Here is a 20,751-nt window from a genome sequence, read left to right on the forward strand (position 1 = left end):
TTAGAAGAATCGCTAACAAGCTTTTGTCCAAATCCAATTCAGCACACCCAAAAACAAAAAGGGATTGGTATCTCTACCAATCCCTTCACTACTTATTTATAAAGTAACGGCTCTTACTCTCTACAAACTCTCAATTGCCTTTTGAACCGCAGGGCCAATCTGACGCTTACGCGAAGTGACGCCTTCTAACGTCAGCATGTCGCTTGTTGGTTCAGCGTTGAAAGCCGACTTGATGACTTGATAGTCGCTTTCATCCACCCACAATAGGTTAGCTTCTTTGTTCTTGGTATCTGTGATTGAAAAGAACAGATGGTCTAGCCCGTTCTCTTTTTTGTAAGTCTTCATTGCTGCTAGAAGATCGTCTTTACGGTCAATCAGTTGTTGAGCCATTAGTGTTTCAGCAACACCGATACCCACCTGTTTGCCACCGTACTTAAAGTTTTTGTAATCCAGCGTCAGAATGGTTTCAGATGAAAGGTGGCTAAGATCTGACTTAGCAACCAACATCTGTTGACCGAAGTCTTCGATATCTGAAATGCCTGCAACCTTCGCCAGCTTCTCTGCGTATTCACGATCATGATCTGTTGTAGTTGTTGATTGGAATACCACTGTGTCAGAAAGAATCGCACCCAAGCCAACACAAGCGAGGTGTTTAGGTAATGTCACATCGAGCTTTTCAGCATTGTCAGCCAGTATAGTTGCAGCTGAACCCCAACCTCGGATATCCATCTCGACAATCTGCGGGGTGTTAATTGGAGAGCCACCAATCGCATGATGATCGACCACTGCCATAATGGATGCTTGATCAATAGTTGGTGCTAATTGAGTCACTTGGTTGAAGTCCACCAGCCCCACTCGGTATGAAGAGTAATCTGTCTCTACGCGTGGTGATTCAGCATTACAGTAGTTCAAGATGAAGGTGGATTCTGGATTGATAGGCTCTGGTACTGTCGCTGTACCGCCATAGATATGAGCCGCGAGCATCGCAGACATTACCGTGTCGCTGTCTGGGCTTAGGTGCCCTGTCCATACGAGATCTTCACTGTTTTCATTGGCAGATTGTTGAAGACTGAAAGCATAGCTTGCTGAGCTAAAAGACATAATTAGGGCTGCAACGACAGGGGTTAGCTTCACGGGTATTTCCTTATTTGAATGCGATATAGAAGCCCATAAGCTAAACACCAAAAATTTCAGAACCGTGTCACTAATATTTCAGATTTACTTCAGTGAGTAACGAAATGTAATTTCCCTCACTTCGAGAGTCTTCTTCTCCCATCAATTGTACCTCCCCCTTTCTATTACACGCCCGCCACAACCAATTTTGGATTAGTTCAGCTTTTCATTATTTCACAATGAATTTCAATGAACCCTAATAACAAGAAAGCTAAGACACTGATTTATTGACCACATAACATCATCAAACCACATATTAGAAATAAGATAATCTTATTAAAAATGGATTATCGAAAGGCACAAAAAAGGCTACAAAGCAGCCTTATTGAGTAAGCATAAATGAGCTATTGATTCACCGATATCGAGGTTCTGTTCCTCCCCTTTCCCACTACTGGTAAGGGATCGGAGATGTAAACCAAGGGGAGGTTAGGAGGGGATTCTAGTGTTTGTATCGAAAGGTGTTGCTGTCATCAATAATCTCAATTTTGACTTTTACTACGCCTTTCTTAACGTCACCAATTTGAGAAAATGCTTTGTGGGAAAGGTCAATCACTCGGCCTTTTACGTAAGGGCCTCTATCGTTAATTTTGACATCGACTGACTTGTTATTGGCTGTATTGGTCACTCTCACGATAGTCCCAAATGGCAAGGTTTTGTGAGCGGCTGTATAGGCGTTTTTATTATACGTTTCACCACTTGCCGTCAGTTTTCCATGGAATTTATCGCCATACCAAGAAGCTTTACCAGCAAGAGCATGTGACTTGGCATATTCCTTTGTTTTAGAACTGCCGACAGCCGACGTTGAGGTGCATCCGGCTAATATCATAAGGATAAGAGCGGTAAAGATAATATGTAATTTTTTCATGTGGTTTGTGTGCGCTAATCTCTGCATGTTTCTCTATTTTCGTTGTTGTTGGTTAGCAATATAATGCTGAGTATAGTCACTGCTCAGCCAAGGCTACCATTCGGTATGATGACGGAATGTTTTCATGAACGACACTTTCTTCCGTCATATTCATGAAAGGTTTTATCGTCAAAACGTCAACTTTAACAACGTCTTAAATCTGTATATTTCTTAATCGCTTCATGTAGATAAGTCACTCAGCCAAACATCCAAATACAAAAGCGGATTGGTATCTCTACCAATCCTCTTTAGGGGTAATTCGTTTTTCTGCCTTAAGCGCAATTGTCCGTAATCAGTCACCTACGCTTCTTCTCGGCTGTATAAGTTACGCTTTACTGGTTTGTACCGAACTTGCCACAGGCTTAGCTTTAGTTTCAGGCACCAAAGACATCAACCCGGTAATAACAAGAGCAGCAACACCCGACATCGTGACTGGTGAGCCAAATATGCTTTGCACTAGCTTGGGCGCTTCTTTCAATAAATCCGGCACTAGCATCACCCCAAGCCCTAAGCCTAGTGAGATGGCTATCGTCATGATTCTGCGGCGATCCAGTTTCTCATTAGCGATGATTTTGATGCCCGCAGCAGCAACCGTGCCGAACATCACTAATGTCGCCCCGCCCAAGACTGGCTTTGGAATCGTCATTAATACCGCACCTAAGATGGGAAATAGCCCTAACAGAAAAAGAATCGCGGCAATAAAATAGCCGATGTAGCGACTCGCGATCCCCGTAAAATGGATCACACCGTTGTTCTGGCTGAAAGTCGTGTTCGGAAAAGTATTGAATACCGCGGCGATAAGTGAGTTCACGCCGTCACCCAGCACGCCAGCCTTGAGTCGATTGAGGTATTTAGGCCCTTTAACCGGCTGCCCTGAAAACATGCTGTTGGCGGTAAGGTCACCCGTGGTTTCAATAACGGTAATCAAGTAGATAAAAGCGATAGGCAGGAAGGCTTGCCAATCAAAAGCGAAGCCATATTTAAATGGGACAGGAATACTCAATAGCGGTTGAGAAGCAAAAGAAACCATAGACGCTTTACCCATCAAAATGGCAACGCCCCAGCCAACTACCAACCCAACTAAAATCGACGACAGCCTAACCATATTATTGTTACTCAGGTTAAGCACGACTATGGTTCCGAGGACGATGGCACCCAACATCAGATTGCTTCCAGAGCCAAAATCTTCGGCACCAACGCCACCAGCAATATCTGTGACGCCAACTTTAATCAAAGAGATGCCAATTGTGGTGATAACGATTCCGGTTACAACTGGGGTGATCACCACTTTCAACTTTTCGATAAAACGCGATAGGACAATTTCTACAAACGCACCGAAGAAACAAACGCCAAAAATGGTGGCGAGCATTTCATCCGGCCCACCGCCATTCGCTTTAACAAGGAAGCCCGCACCTAATACAGATCCCAAGAACGCAAAGCTGGTTCCTTGGACACAGATCATCCCTGCGCCAACTGGCCCTATTTTTCTCGCTTGAATAAAGGTACCGACCCCAGACACCATGAGTGCCATGCTGATCAGATAAGGAATGTGCTCACCCAACCCAAGCACACCGCCAATAATGAGTGTGGGCGTGATAATACCAACGAAACTGGCTAATACATGCTGCAACGCTGCGTAACTGGCAGCTCTGACTGATGGTCGATCGTCTAATCCGTAGATCAATTCACTGTTCTGTTCCATGTGACTTCCTTTATGTATTTTTTATTGTATACAATTTACATAAAGACAATAGAGCAACATATATGCCAATGGTTTAACATCATACTTATCAATCAGTTAAGTTTCATCTTTAGCCAGTGCTGCACTATAGAGCAACACTGTCGGCTTGTTTTAGTGCAACAAAGAGCACAAAGCACTCCTTTGACCAGGTTTATCCGTAACCTTCCACTCAATATCGCAGACACAAAAAGAGGATTGGTATCTCTACCAATCCTCTTTAGGGGGTGTTTCGGTTTTCTACCTTATGACAGGTAGATAACACTATTACTCGTAGTCAGTCGCGTAAGTGTCTTCGTATGTGTGCGAGTAGAATTCGAACAGGTTGCCAAACGGGTCTTCTAGGTAAACCATTTGTGCTTGTTTTAGTTCGTCTTCTGGGTGGTAACGCATGATGTCCATACGGACCTTACCGCCAAACTCTTCAACACGTTTAATCGCTGAATGAAACTGCTCTTTTGGAAGCTGTAGACAGAAGTGGAAAATACCTAGACGTGAGAAATCAACTTCGTGACGCTCTTGACGATCTTTCATTTCGAACAGCTCAACACCGATACCATCAGATGTTACTAGGTGTGCAATGTTGAAGCCTTTGAAGCCTTCGCCAAATACTGCGATACACATACGTCCGATTGCTGATTCACGCTCTTCCATAACCTTAGTGTTGTTCATTACGATTCTTAGACCCAGAGCCTTAGTGTAAAACTCGACTGCTTTATCCATGTCGCCCACCATGATGCCTACGTGATTCATTTTCATAACTTGCTCCAAATTCGTTTTTAATTCTGTGCTTTCCGAAGAGTAGCTTCGGTGTTTCGTTTCGATGGAGAGAGTATATGGAGATAATAAGATTAACTGAAATTATCATAATTTATATTAATGATAATTTTTTGTTATTTATAGATAACCATGAGATCTCAGAACACTTAAAGAAGCAGTATCTACATAGATGTTCACGCTATACATAGATGCTCACACTATAAATAGATGCTCACGCTAATAGAGATAAGCCTTATGTAGAGAACAACCTAAAAAGCGTAGCTACCCAAATAGAGCAGTGCCCGCTTTGATGGCTTTTGTTGATAACTTTTATCGATAGCCTTCTTCTATCAAAGATAGGATTTGCCTATTGAATCTATAGAAATGTCCGATTTCACTAATTTTCGGTGGCAATGCAATATATCTACATCGACGCGGGATAGCGTTAAACACTATAAATTAGAAAGAGAGTCAAATCATGATCAACACAGAAATCAAACCATTCAACGCAACAGCATTCAAAAACGGCGAATTCGTAGAAATCACTGAGCAAGACGTTAAAGGCAAGTGGGCTGTATTCTTCTTCTACCCAGCAGACTTCACGTTTGTATGTCCAACTGAGCTAGTTGACCTACAAGACAAATACGCAGAGCTTCAATCTCGCGGCGTAGAAGTTTACTCAGTATCAACTGACACTCACTTCTCTCACAAAGCATGGCACGATACTTCTGACAAAATCGGCACTATCGAATACTTCATGGTAGGCGACCAAACTGGCAACATCACAAATAACTTCAACGTTATGCGTGAAGGTCAAGGCCTTGCAGACCGTGCAACGTTCCTAATCGACCCTGAAGGCGTTATCCAAGCAATGGAAATCACAGCTGAAGGCATCGGCCGTGACGCAGAAGACCTACTACGCAAGGTTAAAGCAGCACAATACGTAGCCGCTAACCCAGGTGAAGTTTGCCCAGCTAAATGGAAAGAAGGCGAAGAGACTCTAGCTCCATCTCTAGACCTAGTAGGCAAGATTTAATCTAAGCCTAGCTAACAAGAATAGCTAAACGGTTCTACAGGCGCGCTTCGGCCCCCCTCCTAAAGGGCAGTCGCGCGCCACCCTTTCAAAACATCAACACCACAATATTTGCCGACTTGCGCCCCCTTTTTATTTTCCTTTTTCAGCAAGAAGGTATTGGTCAATACCAAGACACAGAATTTAAGAGCAGGCACGATTATGTTAGATCAAGCAATGAAGCAGCAGCTAAAAGCATACCTAGAAAACCTAAAAACCAATGTTCAGTTAGTGCTTAGCCTGGATGGCAGCGACACCGCGAACAAACTTCAAGATCTGGCGAATGACATCTCGTCTTTAACCGATAAAATTGAAGTGACTCGCGATGACAGCGCAAGCACTCGCAGCCCTATCATGCAGGTCGTGAACCAAGAGAAAGGCACCGCGATCGGTTTTGCCGGTTTGCCAATGGGTCACGAATTTACGTCACTGGTTCTAGCACTGCTTCATAGTGGTGGTCACCCTATCAAGCTTGAAGCGGACGTAATCGAGCAAATTAAAGAACTCGATCAAGAGCTTAATGTAGAGATTTTTATCTCGCTCTCATGCCAAAACTGTCCAGAAGTGGTTCAAGCCTTCAATATGATGTCGGCGATTAATCCTCTGGTTAAGACAACGATGATCGACGGCGCAGCATTCCAAGATGAAGTGAAGTCTCGCGACATCATGGCAGTACCAAGTGTATTCGTTAATGGTGAGCTATTTGGTCAAGGCCGTATGTCACTGGCTGAAATCCTTAACAAGGTTGATTCAGGCGCAGCGGAAAAGAAAGCAGCAAACCTAAACCAACAAGCACCGTTTGATGTATTGGTTGTCGGCGGCGGCCCTGCAGGTTCTTCAGCGGCAATTTATGCTGCACGTAAAGGCATTCGTACTGGTGTGGTTGCTGACCGATTCGGCGGCCAAGTGATGGACACCATGGCGATTGAGAACTTTATCTCAGTAAAAGCGACAACTGGCCCTAAATTAGTGGCAAGCCTTGAAGAGCACGTAAAAGAGTACGGTGTTGAAGTGATGACTGAGCAGCGCGCTGCAAACATCATTGCAGCAGAAGACACTGAAGACGGCTACATCCACGTTGAGCTAGAGAGCGGCGCAACACTACGAGCTCGCACGGTTATCACAAGTACAGGTGCTCGCTGGCGTGAAATGAACGTTCCGGGCGAGCAAGAGTACCGCAACAAAGGTGTTGCTTACTGCCCACACTGTGACGGTCCATTGTTCAAAGGCAAAAAAACAGCGGTTATCGGTGGCGGTAACTCAGGTATTGAAGCGGCTATCGACCTAGCAGGTATCGTGGAACACGTAACTGTGCTTGAGTTTGCGAACACACTGCGTGCCGACCAAGTGCTTATCGACAAAGCGAACGCAACACCAAACATCGAAATCATCAAGATGGCACAAACAACGCAAGTGATTGGTGATGGCAACCGTGTAACCGGTCTGGAATACAAAGACCGCAACACCGATGAACTTAAACAGATTGAACTCGCAGGTATCTTTGTTCAAATCGGCCTAATGCCAAACAGCGAATGGTTGAAGGGTTCGAAAGTTGAGCTCTCACCACGCGGTGAAATTGAAATTAACGCTCATGGCGCAACATCAATGAAAGGTGTGTTCGCAGCGGGTGACGTAACAACCGTACCTTACAAACAGATCATCATTGCGATGGGTGAAGGTGCGAAAGCAAGCTTAGGTGCATTTGACCACCTAATCCGTAACTCAGCTCCAGTTAAAGAGGCTGAAACCGCTTAACCTTTACACTGAAAAGCTTAAAGCTTTTAACTCAAGCTCCTTAAATATTTGTTAACTTAATTCTTTACTGTTAACGACTTAGTCGACATTTAGACGCCACTCCTATGGATTTAGGAGTGGTTTTTTTCTTTGTGATTTACGCCGGTTGATAAAGCATAAAGGCAACCACCATCGCTAAGCTTCCGCCCAAGCAACGGTTCACAAACATCATCTGTTTTGGTGATTGCAGTAGCTTTTTAAGCATGGTGCCGCAATACGCCCACACCAACATGCACGGTACACCGGTAATCACCATACCCGCGATAATGGTCACGACTTGAATCAAGTAATCTGCATTCGGAGTGATGAACTGCGAAAACACGGTTAATGACGCTATCCAACCTTTAGGATTTAACACCTGCACCAACACACCCGACACAAAGCCTGAACGATTGTCGGTGGTGCTTTCTTCGATTTGCATATTCGCAATCGACCACGCCATGAACAGCAAATAAGCCGCACCCGCGTATTTCAAAATGCTGTATAGCTCTGGGTAAAGGGTAAATAGGCTCACCAAACCGACACTAGAACCCGCCAGTACGATGATGATGCCAACAGCGTTCCCAGAGATAAAAGGTAAAGTCGCAGCAAATCCATAACGACTTGAAATCCCAAGTAATGCGATATTGCCTGCCCCAGGGGTAATTGCAATTGATGTTGAAAATAGCAAGAACGCCATCATTAATTGAGAGCTCATTTCCTCTCACTCCTAATAAGTAAAGTATTTATAGGGAGAGAGTTTACAGATTCGACTAGGAATTAAATTGCTATATAGGCTAATATTAATCCAAATTTGAGCAAGAATTTTCCAAAATAGCCATGAAACAGAAAGAATCCACCAAAGAAGTATTGGATGACACAGATATCGCCATCTTAGAGCATATCCAGCAAGACGGACGCATGAGCAACAGCAAGCTCGCAGAGAAGGTCAACCTCAGCGAAACCCCATGCTGGCGTCGTTGGAAACGCATGGAGGAAACTGGCTATATCGATGGTTACGCCGCTAAGCTGAATCGTAAGAAATTAGGCTTTCATGTGGCTGGTTTTACTCTTGTGACCTTGGGTAACCATGAAGTTGAAAACACAGAACCATTCGAAGAATTTGTCGCGGTAACCGATTGGATTCCTATGTGTCACTGCATTGCAGGCGGCGCCGATTACATGGTGCAAGTGTTGGCCAAAGATTTGGAAGAGTACTTTGAGCGTATTAGCTCGATCAGACGAGTCAAAGGCGTGAGTGCGATTCAGTCGAACATCTCAGTAAAAGAGTTGAAAAACAGCTATCGATTACCGCTTTCAGATTAGCTCCCTAAAACACATAAAACAAAAAGCCCAGCCGCGATAGATTTCTAAAGTCTAAGGCTCTGGGCTTAACGTTATTATTTACTAGGTTAACTGGCTTAGCTATTCACAAGGATGAGCTAGATGGATCAAGGCTAAACCACCGAGTGATGTTTCACGATATTTCTTGTTCATGTCTTTACCGGTTTGGTACATGGTTGCGATGACCTTATCGAGTGAGATCAAAGACTTGCTGTTTCGCTTCAATGCCATGCGAGATGCATTAATTGCCTTCATCGCACCCATCGCATTTCGCTCGATACACGGCACTTGAACCAAGCCGCCAATTGGGTCACAAGTCATACCCAATGAGTGTTCCATCGCGATTTCCGCCGCAATACAGATCTGCTCATTGCTGCCACCGCGTAGTGCCGTTAATCCCGCAGCCGCCATAGAGGATGATACGCCTACCTCACCTTGGCATCCTACTTCCGCACCAGAGATCGAAGCGTTAGTTTTGTACAGAATACCAATCGCGCCCGATACCGCTAAGAAATCTTTTAACTGCTTAGTATCCAACTCTTTAATGAAGCGATGGTAGTACATCAACACAGCAGGAATAACGCCCGCCGCACCATTGGTTGGTGATGTTACCACTTGGCCACCAGCCGCATTTTCTTCGCTAACCGCAAACGCAAACAAGTTAATCCAATCCATGATTTCCATTGGGTCGTTTTCAACCGCCGCATTCGCTTCTAACTTTTTCAGTAGGTTAGGCGCACGACGAGTTACGTTCAAACCACCATCAAGAATGCCTTCGGTTTCAAAGCCACGCTCCATACAACGACTCATCACTCGCCAGATTTGATCCGCTTTCTCTGAAATAATGTCAGCGCCTTCGAACTCCGCTTCATTTTTTAGAATCATACCACCGAGGCTCATCCCACTATTGTCAGCTTGTTGAAGCATTTCATCGGCGTTTTTGAACGGGAAAGGAACTTCTACCGCTTGGGTTTGAGTACCATTTTGCAGTTCATCAGCAGTTGCGATAAAACCGCCGCCAATCGAATAATAAGTTTCATCGACAATCACGTTGCCACTCTGGTCAAACGCAGTAATCATCATGCCATTTTCATGCAGAGGCAGATTGTCTTTGTGGAACAACATGTCGGTTTCGTAGTTGAAGGCAATGTGCTTGGTGCCCGCTAAATCCATCTCACCACTGTCTACGGCATGACGCATTGCTTGGTTTGCGCTGGTGATTTTGATGGTGTCTGGTTTATTGCCGAGTAGCCCCAATATTGTAGCTCTGTCGGTATGGTGACCTATGCCAGTCAATGACAAAGAACCGTATAAATCCACCTGAACACGCGTCACTTCAGCGATTTTATCAGCGATTAATTGTGTGAAATGGAAACCCGCAATCATTGGGCCGTTGGTGTGAGAGCTCGATGGCCCCACACCAATTTTGTAGATGTCAAAGATCGATAACATAGATATACCAGTAAAAAATCGGTCAATTAAGAAAGAGCAGCATAAAGCCAATCAGGGATAACAGTACAAGCAGCAATAGTCACAACAGCGAACACCAACAAGCCATAATGACTCGCGGTAGGCTTTGCAAACAAATGCTTTTGCTTTTCTATAAATTCATTTTGTTGCTCGGTTACCTCTCCCCAGAAGCGGCTCACAACAACACCTAACACTAAGAAAACCACAGTGCCAATCAAGGCAAACCAAGGCCAAGCTATTCCGCTGTATTTGGCGATGAATACGACGGCCACACTGCCAATACTGCCCGCAATTACGCCTTTCTCGTTTGCTTGTTTGAAGAACAAACCCAAGATGAAAGAGCCAAGGCGAATACCAACAAAAATAGAGGTTAAGCTCGCAATCGTTTTAAGCACTGATTCATTAGAAACAGCCAGTAACGCAGGCACAACAACCGACGCTGCAGCAACCAGGCTCATTTTTCTAGCCACTGATTCATAGTGCGCGTCAGAGGCTTGCTTACGGAAGAAGCGCTTATAGAAATCGAACGTTGCGACCGTCGCCATTGAGTTATAGGTGGAATCCAATGTCGACATTGCCGCAGCCGAAAGTGCTGAGATCACCAAACCAACAATGATTGGGTTGGTATGGTTAAACACAAAATCGAGAATCACTTCGTTGCTGTTTTCAAAACTGCTGTCTTGATAAAAGACACTTAACAGCACCCCCATCACAGCAAAGAACAGATAAACAAAAAATGCGCCGTAGCCACAAAGCAACATCGATTTTTGCGCTGTTTTAACACACTTAGTCGCCAATGTTCTTTGAATAATCAGTTGGTTAGTGCCATACACACTCAGGTGCAAGAAGCTCACAGCCACTACGCCGGCCCACAATGTGGTATCGACGCCTAAGTCAAAATCGAGATTGATGATATTCAAATGTTCAGGAGACAACATCTCGCCCGCATCGATTTTCATCAGCAATAAAACAAAGATCGCAATGCTGCCGATAATCAACACTGCTGACTGAAGCATGTCAGTCCAGATTACAGTCGAGATACCACCCGCATAGGTATACAACGCAGTAAATACGCTGATGTAGATGATCGCCTCAGAGATACTCACTGGCAGCACTTGCACTAAGATCAGGGCTACCGCATACAGAATAACCCCTGCCGAAATACACTGAACCACAATGAACACGATGGAATTGATCGTGCGAGCAACAACGCCAAAGCGGTGCTCTAGGTATTCGTAAATCGAGGTTAGGCCGAGCTTGTAAAACACCGGAACAAAGAAAAGCACAGTGAAAAAGATCACTATTGGATAGTTCAAATGTACGCTCATCGCTTCCATGCCTGAGCTATAAACCCAGCCCGGCATGCCAACGAACGTCATTGCGCTGATGTAGGTTGCAAGAATCGACACACCTGCCGTAAACCAACCAAACTGTTTTCCACCAGTCGAAAAGTCGCCACCGACGCTATAGCGCCTATTAACTAAGTAGCTGATAAACAAAGTAGTTAGCACATAAAGAGCAATAACCACAAAACTTGAGTACGTAACCATTTTTAGATTCCGTTTATTGTATGTCGCAATTAATTCGCTGCCAATAGTACTCAAAAATGGATGTTTTCCCTCAAAAACCCACAATAAGTGTGACTATTATCACTAAGATAGACGATTAAACACTCAAACCACCCCACAAAGCACAAAAACCCAGTTAAATGAGATCAAGATCACTAAAATGCACAAAATGGGTACGCACTCATTTTAAAATTGACTTTGATCACGGATCTAATAACCACAAAAATTCTATTATCTCTCCCGAAATGAAGACGGTGTGATGAAGATAAAGAATCAACACACAATAATTAAAACCAAAACCACCCTATATAAAATAAAGGTTTATCGGTCATGACCATTAAAAAACACATGAGCGAAGTTCCTATGATTCAAAGGGTAGCCGCATATCTAGCAATTCTAGTAGGTTACTTTTTTTATTGTTATAACTTTGTAATTATTGACTACGTACGCCCATACATTGTGGAAGAATATGCTGGTATTAGCCTTTCTGATACCGCTCAGTTCTACACTTGGCAGTCGGTTGGTGCTCTGATTGGTGCTCTGAGCTGTGCATGGTTCGCAACCAAGTTCGGCAAGAAGTCCACACTAATAGCAATTACGGCATTAAACGGTGGTGCAACCATCATCAACATGATGTTTACCGACTACGCCACTTGGGCTGCAATGCGTTTCATCATTGGACTATCTTTAGGTGGTTACTTCACTGTAGCTGTATCTTTGATGATTGGCCTATTTACACCAACGGTTCGCGGTAAGTTGACTGCTTTTGCTTCTTCAATGTTCTCTGTTGCTTTAGTGGCAATGGGCGCTTACGCAGCCTTCATTACAAGTGTTGATGCACCTTGGCAGAGCCTAATGTGGGTAGGTGGTATTCCACCGCTTGTAGCAGCTGCGTTAATGATCTTTGTATTACCAAGCGACAAAATTGTGATCGCCTACGGTGAAGAAGATCAACAAACAACAACCAATACAGCTGGGGAAGTAACCGAAGCTAAAAAAGGTTCTTGGGGTGAGATGTTAAGCAAGCCTTACCGCAAAATTACGATTACTTGTTTACTTCTTTCTGGTCTTAACTTCTACGGATTCCAATTCTTCGGTGGCTTTGTAACTACCTACCTGAAAGATGTTCGTATGTTTGATGGTGCAACCATCGGTTTGATCTTCTCTATCTCAGCATTTGGTTCACTCTTCGGTGCTTGGTTCTGGGGATGGGCAGCCGATAAGTACGGTCGTAAGATCAACGCGTTCGGCTTCATCCTCGCAGGTATCATGGTTTCTATCTTCTTTGTCGCACCTGGCGACATGATGATTGGCGGCCTAAACATGCTGGCTCTTCTGGGTCTTATCTACAACTTCGGCCTGTCTGCTTCTGCAGTATGGGGCGGTTACTTCTCTGAATTGTTCCCAGCACGCTTGCGTAGCTATGGTGCAGCTTTATTCCATGGCGGTCGTATTATCGGCATGTGGGCACCAATGGTTCTTATCTTCATCCAAGAGCGTACCGACCTACAAACAGCAATGTGGGGCTCACCAATCGTATGGATTATCGCCGGCCTACTATGGCTAACACTGCCTGAAACTCTAAAAGGTGGCGTCTTCGACAAGAGCAAAAAAGCTGAAGCAGCAAAAGCTTAATTCGACATTCATACGCTGAAGTTCAAATACGAAAAGTTTAAAGCCGGCTGATAAATCAGCCGGTAACAAAATCCAAATCGAGTCCTGTTCCGAATGTTGACTCGACAACACAAAGAGAAATTATTATGTCTAAATATCAAGAAGCGAAACGCATTGTTCGTGAATACTTCGATGCAATGGAAAACGCAACTCACGAGAACGTTGCTGAAGTTTTAAAAGCACACACTTCTGAAGATTACTTGTGGCGCGGTGTTTACCCATTCCGTGAGCAAGAAGGCGCACAAGCAGCAGCTGACGTATTCTGGGCACCAATGATGAAGTCAATGACTCGCATGCAGCGTCGTCAAGACATCTTCATCGGTGGTAACAACGAAGTTAACCCAGATGAGATTTGGGTAATGAGCATGGGTCACTTCATGGGTCTATTCGACGCTGAATACCTAGGTATGCGCCCAACTGGCAAGATCATGAACGTTCGCTACGCAGAATTTAACTGTGTTGTTGATGGCAAAATCACTAAGACAGGCCTGTTTCTAGACCTACTAGGCATGATGGATCAAGCGGGTTGCTACCCACTTCCACCATCAACTGGTAAGCACTTCGTATACCCTGGCCCACGTAACCACGACGGTCTGCTATTCGAAGACGCGGCTCCAGAAGAAGGTGTTGCGACACTTGCTCTAGTAAACAAAATGGTTGATGACCTGTCTGCTCTTAACGACAGCGGCGCGATGGGTTGCCCACCAGAAGTACTAGCGAAGAGCTGGTCAAAAGACATGATTTGGTACGGCCCATGTGGTATCGGCGCGTCTTACACAATTCCTCGCTACCAACAACAGCACCAACTTCCTTTCCGTAACAACCTGAAAGACAAGAAGTTCAACGGCCACGTTTGTCGTTTCGCTGAAGGTAACTTCTCTTGTTTCTTCGGTTGGCCAAACCTATCAAACACACCAACAGGTGGCTTCCTAGGTATGACTGGCGGTGAAGTACGTGCAAACATGCAAGTAGTTGACGTTTACTACCGTGACGGTGACAAACTGTCTGAGAACTGGGTTCTTATCGACCTTCCTTACTGGCTACAACAGCAAGGTCTAGATGTGTTCGAACGCACTTCAAGCATCATGAACCCAACGCTGTAATCGATACGCTTTAATCCAAAAGATTGAAACGAAATAGTGGCAACCTAAATAGACATCTGATTTAGGTTGCCACGCTTACTGGGGGACCCTTCTCGCTCCTAGTAAGTGCTCCAACCAATTCATTATTGCTCCACTAATAACTGAATCTACTAGTGCCTCATGGATGGGGTACACCCTGCCAAACCATTACCAATATAACGGGCTTGAAAGCACGGTGGCTTTCTACGGCCTGAATAAAGAGAATTACAATGAAAAAGTCGATTCTTTCAGCAGTGATCCTGACAGCACTTACCTCAGGTTCTGCTTTTGCTGCACACACTTTTACCAATGACGCGGGCGATAGCCTTACTTTAGACGGTCGTTTCGACGTTCGTTACCAAGATAAGGGCGGCGACCACAACGGTGAGTGGAACAGCGGTAGCTCTCGTTTCGGCCTTAAAGGTCAAATGGGACTCGATAACGGCTGGACTGGCTTTGGCCATGCTGAATGGGGTTACAACTCAGGTGCTAACGGCGACAATATTTACGACCGACTTCTATACGCAGGCGTAGAGCACGACAAATACGGCAAGATCGCAGCAGGTACTAAGCAGTGGTCTACTTTTTATGACGTCGCATGGTACACCGACTTAGGTCGTGTCTTCGGTACTCGCGGCTCAGGTGTTTACAACCTTTCTGACTGGGGTATTGCATCTGGTACAGGTCGAGCAGAAAACTCCATTACTTACCGTAACTCAATCAACGACCAAGTAAGCTACGGCTTCACTTACCAAACGACACGTGAAGAAGTGGCACTAGCGAGTAATGCGACAGCTTCATTGAAAAACGGAATGGGTGCGTCAATCACTTACAAACCGGTTGATGGCGTAACACTAGGTGCAGCTTACCACCAAAATGAAATTGCAGACCTAGACTCAGGTGTGGTTGGCGTAGAAAATGGCGACAACATGCGCATCATGCTATTGGGTGCGAACTACAGCAACGGCGGCTTCTACGCAGGTGCCACTTTCCATGTTGGCGAAAACTGGGAAGCTGTAAGCCAAGGCGGTACGGATGTAATGTTCGATACCCTAGGTGGTGAAATCTACACGTACTACCACTTCGACAATGGCCTACGCCCTACGTTGAACTACAACTACATGGAAGATCGTGATGACCAAACAGATGGCTATGAGCGTAACCTGCTTATCCCTGGTGTTGAATACCACTTCCAGAAGAACAAATTCCTAGTTTGGACTGAATACCAATTCGACCTAGGTAAAGATCAGCTCGTTGGCAATAAATTCGAAAACAGAGATGACCAATTCGCTGCAGGTATTCGTTACTACTTCTAACGCCCAGTTAGTCGATTCATAAATTCTTTAAACAAAGCTCTGCTCTTACGCAGAGCTTTTTTGGGTCATACCCAGAATAATATTCAACACTCTCTATTAACCCTTATTTTTCATCCAATCATGGCATATTGTATTTTTGAGTACGTACCTAATTATGTTACTCTATGCACAATCAATTTGGTTCAAAAGTATGGTCTATGAGCTCTCCAAAACACTCCACGGCGTCAAAGCCAACCGTCACCTCTAAAGATGTCGCTAAACTTGCTGGCGTTTCTCAATCAACTGTATCTCGTGTATTTGTCCCGGGCAGTTCAGTGTCTGAAAAGACCAAGCAAAAAGTGTTCGATGCAGCAAAATCGTTGAACTATCGTCCCAATGCCTTTGCCCGCAGTCTGACGACAAATGAGTCCAAATTGATTGGCTTAGTTTTCCCAGATGCCGACTACCCTATCCACATGAAAACTCTGCAGCTTATCTCTACTGAGCTACAAAAGCAGGGTTACTCTGCGGTATTGATTCCTTGGCAAGTGGATGGAAACGACAACCACTCGATTCCTAATATCTTCCAATACCGAGTTGATGGCGTAATTGCTGCTTCGGCGACCTTTAATAAGTCGCTTTATGAAGAGTGTGAAGAGTTCAACATCCCCATTGTTCAGTATGCTCGTGTAGTTGAGGGGACTAAGAGTAGCCATGTAATAAGTGACAACTACGCTGCAGGCCAAGTCGCCGCTCAACATTTACATAGCGTAGGAACAAAGTCAGCGGTTTACCTGACAGGTAACGTGCCAACCTACACCAACGGCGAGCGTGAATCGGGCTTTTGCTCAGAATTCGAAGATCTAACAGGCAAGCAAGCTCGTGTTATTGAAGCTGACTATGACTACCTTGATGCTCTAGATACCATTCGGACTCTGTTTTCAGAACCCACACATCCTCAAGCGATTTTCTGTGCGACAGATAACCTCGCGATGGCAGTAATGGATGTGGCGCGCTTAGAATTTAACCTGCGTATTCCAGAAGATCTTCAAGTGATTGGTTTTGACGATATCCCACAGACTCAATGGTTGAACTACCAACTCACTACCTTCAAGCAAGATTTCAGACGCCTTGCACGTGAATCAGTGAAAATTGTCGTTAGCCAGATTCAAGAGCAAGACACAAGCTTGGTTAAGCTGATGGTGCCAGTGAAATTCATTGAACGAAACACGACGCTAAAACAGAACCAACGTTAAGACGCTTTCAAACAAAAATCCCGCTCAGTGTGAGCGGGATTTTTTATGATATTTAACTAGTTACCTACACCACCGGTCTTCTCTGCCGGAGAGTCAGGCGTCACTGGAGGCCACTCTTGGAAGGTTGCTAGATGTTGTTGGACAGCCACTTGTGCCGGGCCAAATGCCCACATTTTTTGTCCCATCCATTTTAGGTACATGCCCGACTCTTCCGCCGCTCGCTCGTATGGGTCACGACGTAAATTAAACAGCAATGGTGCGTTTAGCTCTTCTTTAGGGCCACTCCAACCGTGGTTTTGCACGATGAAATGCGCCTTCCAATCACCAACACGAACCGCTTGCAGCTTGTCTCGTTCGTAGTAGTAGATCTCTTTACGGTTTGACTCGCCTTTCTCGGTCAGCATATCCACTTGGTTGTAACCATCAAGGTGCGCTTTAAAGCCATCGTGACCTTTCAGCAGTTTTTCTTTTAGATCCGTTGGACCACCAGCCGCAGCGACCAGAGTGGGTAACCAATCCATACCATCAAAGATGCCATTGCCTACAGTACCCGCTGGGATTTTACCCGGCCAGCTAACCAATGCAGGGGCTCTTACGCCACCTTCCCAAGTTGTGCCTTTCTCACCGTGATAAGGTGTCATACCGCCATCTGGCCAAGTCATGATCTCTGGGCCGTTATCGGCAGTGAAAATGATGATGGTGTTGTCAGCAATACCGAGTTCTTCCATCTTCGCCATCATCTCACCGACGTGATCATCAAGATCTTTCATGACCACTTCTTGGAGTCCCCAACCGTTTTGACCGAGCATCGCTTCGTATTCAGGTGACAGGTGCGTCCAAACGTGACCGCGTGATGGACAGTACCAAATAGGTGTGAGATGGATAACGCAGATCAATAAGGATTGGAAGTTTCACGCAACCATTGATGCAGGGCTTGGTAGTGACACCAACTTTACCTCATCTCTGTTAACTGGCGTGCGATACCAGATAAACAGTTGGTCTGACTTAAATGTTGCCTACAAATCGACCTGGGTTGATTACGAAAACAAGGGGACCTTTGAATACGATACCGCATCGCAAGGGTTCCTGATTGGTTGGGCTGCTCATTTCTAGTCAAACAATAAGAGGTAAGCCTGATATCGTTAGGCTTACCTGACAATGTCAATCTTTCAAGAGTTAATGCCGGTTTTAACTAACGAACAAGCAAAACTACCCATCAACGACCTAGTTATTCACAGTGTTTGGAACTACGCACTCTTTCTTCATGATAGTTAAGCCGGCCTCGAGAGTTTCTGTCCAAGCTTGTTCGACGCTTTCATCGTAGTGAGGGTCATATTTTTTAACTGTATTGAGTAACGAATTGAACCACTCGTTGAGCTCAATCTCGGAAATATCCAGCCCTAGGTCTTTATGCCTTTTACCCAATTTCTTTACTGAGTTACGCACGCTCGGCAGACCCGCAGAGTTATAGATAAGAATGATCGAGGCTTTAAGCATCTTGGTTTGTTGCTCTAACCCTATATTTTCAAAACGTTCTGAAAACCTTGGGTTATGCTCGCAAAAATCAGCCAAAAACGTTTCGAGAAATTCTTGGTCAATCCGGCAGCGCTCAAAACTTTCATAAAACAGTTCGTTCGGTTTCATCTAGCCAGTCCTTTGCAAAATTTTGAGTTATCGGGAAGCTAACAAGTCCAGAGCCGCAACTTAGCCAACTCCGAACCATCAATATGATCTAAGTATACGCCACTGTGGCATAAAATGAACGATGGCATAACGTAAACTACGGCATAAAGTGCGTTGCACAAATCTTGTTTCCATCAGGATCTCGCAAATAAGCCATGTACAAACGACGCTCGTCAGAACCTCTCGCTCCGGGGCCATTTTCAATGCTGGTACCGCCATTTTCGACGCCAACTCGATGCCACTCATCTACAACTTCAGGAGAAGACGCAAGAAAACCCACCGTCATACCGTTGCCGTGAGTCGCAGGCTGACCATCAATCGGCTTCGTTAAGCCCAACACACCCGTTTGGCTAACGTAAACACAGCGCCCTTTGGGATCAACAGAGCCTTCGCTATAACCAAGCACTTTCATGATTGGGTCATAAAAAGCCTTCGCGCGTTCAATATCATCGGTACCGAGAAAAACATGGCTGAACATAACTAACCTCTTCTTTTATTGAAAGAACCATCTAAACTAGACCTATAATTCGTGTTTGTCTAGGCACGCTATTCGGTCACAACTGTTGCTTAACCCATTGAGCAAACACCTGAAACTTAGTTCGCTGTTCCATGCCTTTCGGGAACTCAGTAAGTCTGTTCAACAATTCGTTGTGCGCCCTGCCCTTGGTCATGCAAGATATCATCAGGATTTAGCAAGTTGCACTTTTGCATACTCAAGCATCCGCAACCGATACAGCCGGTTAAGTTCTCTTGTAGCGATTTAATCTGCGCCATTTTACTGTCGAGTTGCCCCTGCCACTTCTTAGCAACGCGCTCCCAATCTCGCTTAGTCGCGGTATGGTTCATCGGCAGTGTCGATAATTCTTCGGTGATCTCTTCCAGCGTGAAGCCTATCGACTGCGCGACTTGGATCAACGCAATTCGTCTCAACATCGCCGACTGATAACGGCGCTGATTTCCGTTAGTACGAATCGAAGCAATCAACCCCTTGGTTTCGTAAAAACGTAACGCCGAAGGAGCCACGCCACTGCGCTCAGCCAACTGGCCTATGGTGAGGTATACGATGTTTCTCATTACGACACTATCCTTGAGATCATAAATATTTAAAGCTTACTTTAACTTTAGAGTAGCGACCTATTGTTACCTTAACCAATTAATGTCCTTAAACTTTGACAACGGGCGCAATGAAAAGCAATCGTGAACATGGCTGCTTTGTTTTATTGTGGTGTTCTCGCTCTCTAAATCTGACTCATGATCGATTTCAGGCTCTCGGCCATTTCGGCATTGATGATCTCACCCGTTTCTACATTAAAGTTGTCGTAGAAACTTGGCACCGACATCGACCCCTTCACATCTGCATCAAAGTAAGGTGCAGAATGTACCGCAGACGACAACACAGAGCTTGCGCCACCTGAGCCTGGTGATGTGGAGAGCATCACAACAGGTTTGCCTTGGTACACTTTCATGTCGATTCGTGATGTCCAATCAAACACATTCTTAAAGGCTGCGGTGTATGAACCGTTGTACTCTGCAAAAGAGATGACAATAGCATCTGCTTCGCCAATCTTGCTAAAAAAGCGCTGCGCGTGTTGATGAACGCCGGACTCTTTTTCTCTATCTTCACTATAAATAGGCATCTCGAAATCATTAAGATCGAGCACCTCTACTTGTGCGCCCTCAACTAAGCTTGCGGTGTACGCTGCCAATTGTTGGTTAATCGATGCTTTACTGTTGGTCGCGCCAATCGCTAATACTTTCATTGTTGATCCTTGTTCATTTTTCTCACCTTTATGCACTAGGTGACAAGGTGATTGTTTATGTTTTTAGATTGGGGATGATAATAAAACCTCAAGTTAACTTGAGGTAAAGTGATATTTTCAAGAAATAGGAAATAATTTAAAAGCACTTATAAAGCAGTTAA

Annotated in this window: 18 protein-coding genes and 2 pseudogenes; 8 read left to right on the forward strand and 12 right to left on the reverse strand. The window is 44.9% G+C overall.

Features of this window, described 5'->3' with window-relative positions; genetic code table 11:
* Nucleotides 1-120 precede the first annotated feature (120 nt).
* From AB4503_RS13615 to AB4503_RS13630, 4 genes are all read right to left on the reverse strand, one after another.
* Complete coding sequence (locus AB4503_RS13615) at nucleotides 121-1,134, reverse strand: manganese-dependent inorganic pyrophosphatase (RefSeq protein ID WP_372115090.1); 1,014 nt, start codon at nucleotides 1,132-1,134, stop codon at nucleotides 121-123.
* A 478-nt stretch (nucleotides 1,135-1,612) separates the two neighbouring features.
* A complete protein-coding gene (locus tag AB4503_RS13620) occupies nucleotides 1,613-2,065 on the reverse strand; it encodes a septal ring lytic transglycosylase RlpA family protein (protein ID WP_372115092.1) in 453 nt (150 codons plus the stop codon).
* A 337-nt stretch (nucleotides 2,066-2,402) separates the two neighbouring features.
* A complete protein-coding gene (locus AB4503_RS13625) occupies nucleotides 2,403-3,779 on the reverse strand; it encodes a uracil-xanthine permease family protein (RefSeq protein WP_372115094.1) in 1,377 nt (458 codons plus the stop codon).
* 303 nt (nucleotides 3,780-4,082) lie between these two features.
* Complete coding sequence (locus tag AB4503_RS13630) at nucleotides 4,083-4,574, reverse strand: VOC family protein (protein ID WP_010439712.1); 492 nt, start codon at nucleotides 4,572-4,574, stop codon at nucleotides 4,083-4,085.
* A gap of 478 nt (nucleotides 4,575-5,052) precedes the next feature.
* Between AB4503_RS13630 and ahpC the strand changes: the two genes are divergently transcribed.
* Both ahpC and ahpF read left to right on the forward strand, forming a co-directional pair.
* Nucleotides 5,053-5,610, forward strand: coding sequence for an alkyl hydroperoxide reductase subunit C (ahpC, locus tag AB4503_RS13635; protein WP_016798107.1), 558 nt, complete (start codon nucleotides 5,053-5,055; stop codon nucleotides 5,608-5,610).
* 198 nt (nucleotides 5,611-5,808) lie between these two features.
* Complete coding sequence (ahpF, locus tag AB4503_RS13640) at nucleotides 5,809-7,401, forward strand: alkyl hydroperoxide reductase subunit F (protein WP_102320539.1); 1,593 nt, start codon at nucleotides 5,809-5,811, stop codon at nucleotides 7,399-7,401.
* A gap of 136 nt (nucleotides 7,402-7,537) precedes the next feature.
* Here the strand turns inward: ahpF and AB4503_RS13645 are convergent, their stop codons facing one another.
* The gene (locus AB4503_RS13645) at nucleotides 7,538-8,137 is read right to left on the reverse strand and encodes a LysE family translocator (RefSeq protein WP_372115096.1); all 600 of its coding nucleotides are present in this window, start codon (nucleotides 8,135-8,137) and stop codon (nucleotides 7,538-7,540) included.
* Nucleotides 8,138-8,259: 122 nt separating this feature from the next.
* Between AB4503_RS13645 and AB4503_RS13650 the strand changes: the two genes are divergently transcribed.
* Nucleotides 8,260-8,745 (forward strand): Lrp/AsnC family transcriptional regulator, encoded by a 486-nt coding sequence (locus tag AB4503_RS13650; protein ID WP_017065258.1) that lies wholly within the window; start codon nucleotides 8,260-8,262, stop codon nucleotides 8,743-8,745.
* A gap of 99 nt (nucleotides 8,746-8,844) precedes the next feature.
* On the opposite strand, the gene AB4503_RS13655 is transcribed toward AB4503_RS13650, so the two are convergent.
* Both AB4503_RS13655 and AB4503_RS13660 read right to left on the reverse strand, forming a co-directional pair.
* Complete coding sequence (locus AB4503_RS13655; RefSeq protein WP_017104142.1) at nucleotides 8,845-10,215, reverse strand: L-serine ammonia-lyase; 1,371 nt, start codon at nucleotides 10,213-10,215, stop codon at nucleotides 8,845-8,847.
* A gap of 26 nt (nucleotides 10,216-10,241) precedes the next feature.
* Nucleotides 10,242-11,783 carry a sodium:solute symporter family transporter gene (locus AB4503_RS13660; protein ID WP_017065256.1) on the reverse strand — a complete coding sequence of 514 codons (1,542 nt, stop codon included), beginning with the start codon at nucleotides 11,781-11,783 and terminating at the stop codon, nucleotides 10,242-10,244.
* A gap of 348 nt (nucleotides 11,784-12,131) precedes the next feature.
* On the opposite strand from AB4503_RS13660, the gene AB4503_RS13665 reads away from it, so the two are divergent.
* From AB4503_RS13665 to AB4503_RS13680, 4 genes are all read left to right on the forward strand, one after another.
* Entirely contained in the window at nucleotides 12,132-13,436 is a 1,305-nt protein-coding gene (locus AB4503_RS13665) for an MFS transporter (RefSeq protein ID WP_372115098.1), read from the forward strand.
* Between the two features lie 125 nt (nucleotides 13,437-13,561).
* Entirely contained in the window at nucleotides 13,562-14,578 is a 1,017-nt protein-coding gene (locus AB4503_RS13670; RefSeq protein WP_017065254.1) for a nuclear transport factor 2 family protein, read from the forward strand.
* Nucleotides 14,579-14,826: 248 nt separating this feature from the next.
* Nucleotides 14,827-15,912, forward strand: a complete 1,086-nt coding sequence (locus AB4503_RS13675; RefSeq protein ID WP_017065839.1) for a porin — start codon at nucleotides 14,827-14,829, stop codon at nucleotides 15,910-15,912.
* Between the two features lie 197 nt (nucleotides 15,913-16,109).
* Nucleotides 16,110-17,147 carry a LacI family DNA-binding transcriptional regulator gene (locus AB4503_RS13680; protein WP_017065252.1) on the forward strand — a complete coding sequence of 346 codons (1,038 nt, stop codon included), beginning with the start codon at nucleotides 16,110-16,112 and terminating at the stop codon, nucleotides 17,145-17,147.
* A 56-nt stretch (nucleotides 17,148-17,203) separates the two neighbouring features.
* Here the strand turns inward: AB4503_RS13680 and AB4503_RS13685 are convergent.
* Nucleotides 17,204-18,013, reverse strand: a pseudogene (locus AB4503_RS13685) (sulfatase-like hydrolase/transferase); the annotation flags it as partial.
* On the opposite strand from AB4503_RS13685, the pseudogene AB4503_RS13690 reads away from it, so the two are divergent.
* Nucleotides 18,009-18,260: pseudogene (locus tag AB4503_RS13690) on the forward strand (DUF481 domain-containing protein); the annotation flags it as partial. The pseudogenes AB4503_RS13685 and AB4503_RS13690 sit on opposite strands and share 5 nt — an antisense overlap.
* A gap of 111 nt (nucleotides 18,261-18,371) precedes the next feature.
* Here AB4503_RS13690 and AB4503_RS13695 read toward each other — a convergent pair.
* The 4 genes from AB4503_RS13695 to AB4503_RS13710 all read right to left on the reverse strand — a co-directional run bounded on the left by AB4503_RS13695 (nucleotide 18,372) and on the right by AB4503_RS13710 (nucleotide 20,590).
* A complete protein-coding gene (locus AB4503_RS13695) occupies nucleotides 18,372-18,791 on the reverse strand; it encodes a globin (RefSeq protein WP_017071826.1) in 420 nt (139 codons plus the stop codon).
* A gap of 136 nt (nucleotides 18,792-18,927) precedes the next feature.
* Entirely contained in the window at nucleotides 18,928-19,308 is a 381-nt protein-coding gene (locus AB4503_RS13700; protein WP_017062185.1) for a VOC family protein, read from the reverse strand.
* Between the two features lie 146 nt (nucleotides 19,309-19,454).
* A complete protein-coding gene (soxR, locus tag AB4503_RS13705; RefSeq protein WP_372115100.1) occupies nucleotides 19,455-19,904 on the reverse strand; it encodes a redox-sensitive transcriptional activator SoxR in 450 nt (149 codons plus the stop codon).
* Nucleotides 19,905-20,068: 164 nt separating this feature from the next.
* Nucleotides 20,069-20,590 carry an NADPH-dependent FMN reductase gene (locus AB4503_RS13710; RefSeq protein WP_372115101.1) on the reverse strand — a complete coding sequence of 174 codons (522 nt, stop codon included), beginning with the start codon at nucleotides 20,588-20,590 and terminating at the stop codon, nucleotides 20,069-20,071.
* Nucleotides 20,591-20,751: the final 161 nt, after the last annotated feature.

This window comes from Vibrio sp. 10N.222.55.B11, assembly GCF_041473705.1.
GTDB lineage: Bacteria > Pseudomonadota > Gammaproteobacteria > Enterobacterales > Vibrionaceae > Vibrio > Vibrio crassostreae_C.

Coding starts and splice junctions, on each gene's coding strand:
- AB4503_RS13710 (WP_372115101.1), bottom strand. CDS start 20,590: ATGAAAGTATTAGCGATTGGCGCGACCAACAGTAAAGCATCGATTAAC.
- AB4503_RS13680 (WP_017065252.1), top strand. CDS start 16,110: ATGAGCTCTCCAAAACACTCCACGGCGTCAAAGCCAACCGTCACCTCT.
- AB4503_RS13700 (WP_017062185.1), bottom strand. CDS start 19,308: ATGTTCAGCCATGTTTTTCTCGGTACCGATGATATTGAACGCGCGAAG.
- AB4503_RS13670 (WP_017065254.1), top strand. CDS start 13,562: ATGTCTAAATATCAAGAAGCGAAACGCATTGTTCGTGAATACTTCGAT.
- ahpC (WP_016798107.1), top strand. CDS start 5,053: ATGATCAACACAGAAATCAAACCATTCAACGCAACAGCATTCAAAAAC.
- ahpF (WP_102320539.1), top strand. CDS start 5,809: ATGTTAGATCAAGCAATGAAGCAGCAGCTAAAAGCATACCTAGAAAAC.
- soxR (WP_372115100.1), bottom strand. CDS start 19,904: ATGAGAAACATCGTATACCTCACCATAGGCCAGTTGGCTGAGCGCAGT.
- AB4503_RS13655 (WP_017104142.1), bottom strand. CDS start 10,215: ATGTTATCGATCTTTGACATCTACAAAATTGGTGTGGGGCCATCGAGC.
- AB4503_RS13645 (WP_372115096.1), bottom strand. CDS start 8,137: ATGAGCTCTCAATTAATGATGGCGTTCTTGCTATTTTCAACATCAATT.
- AB4503_RS13675 (WP_017065839.1), top strand. CDS start 14,827: ATGAAAAAGTCGATTCTTTCAGCAGTGATCCTGACAGCACTTACCTCA.
- AB4503_RS13665 (WP_372115098.1), top strand. CDS start 12,132: ATGACCATTAAAAAACACATGAGCGAAGTTCCTATGATTCAAAGGGTA.
- AB4503_RS13660 (WP_017065256.1), bottom strand. CDS start 11,783: ATGGTTACGTACTCAAGTTTTGTGGTTATTGCTCTTTATGTGCTAACT.
- AB4503_RS13625 (WP_372115094.1), bottom strand. CDS start 3,779: ATGGAACAGAACAGTGAATTGATCTACGGATTAGACGATCGACCATCA.
- AB4503_RS13630 (WP_010439712.1), bottom strand. CDS start 4,574: ATGAAAATGAATCACGTAGGCATCATGGTGGGCGACATGGATAAAGCA.
- AB4503_RS13695 (WP_017071826.1), bottom strand. CDS start 18,791: ATGAAACCGAACGAACTGTTTTATGAAAGTTTTGAGCGCTGCCGGATT.
- AB4503_RS13650 (WP_017065258.1), top strand. CDS start 8,260: ATGAAACAGAAAGAATCCACCAAAGAAGTATTGGATGACACAGATATC.
- AB4503_RS13620 (WP_372115092.1), bottom strand. CDS start 2,065: ATGCAGAGATTAGCGCACACAAACCACATGAAAAAATTACATATTATC.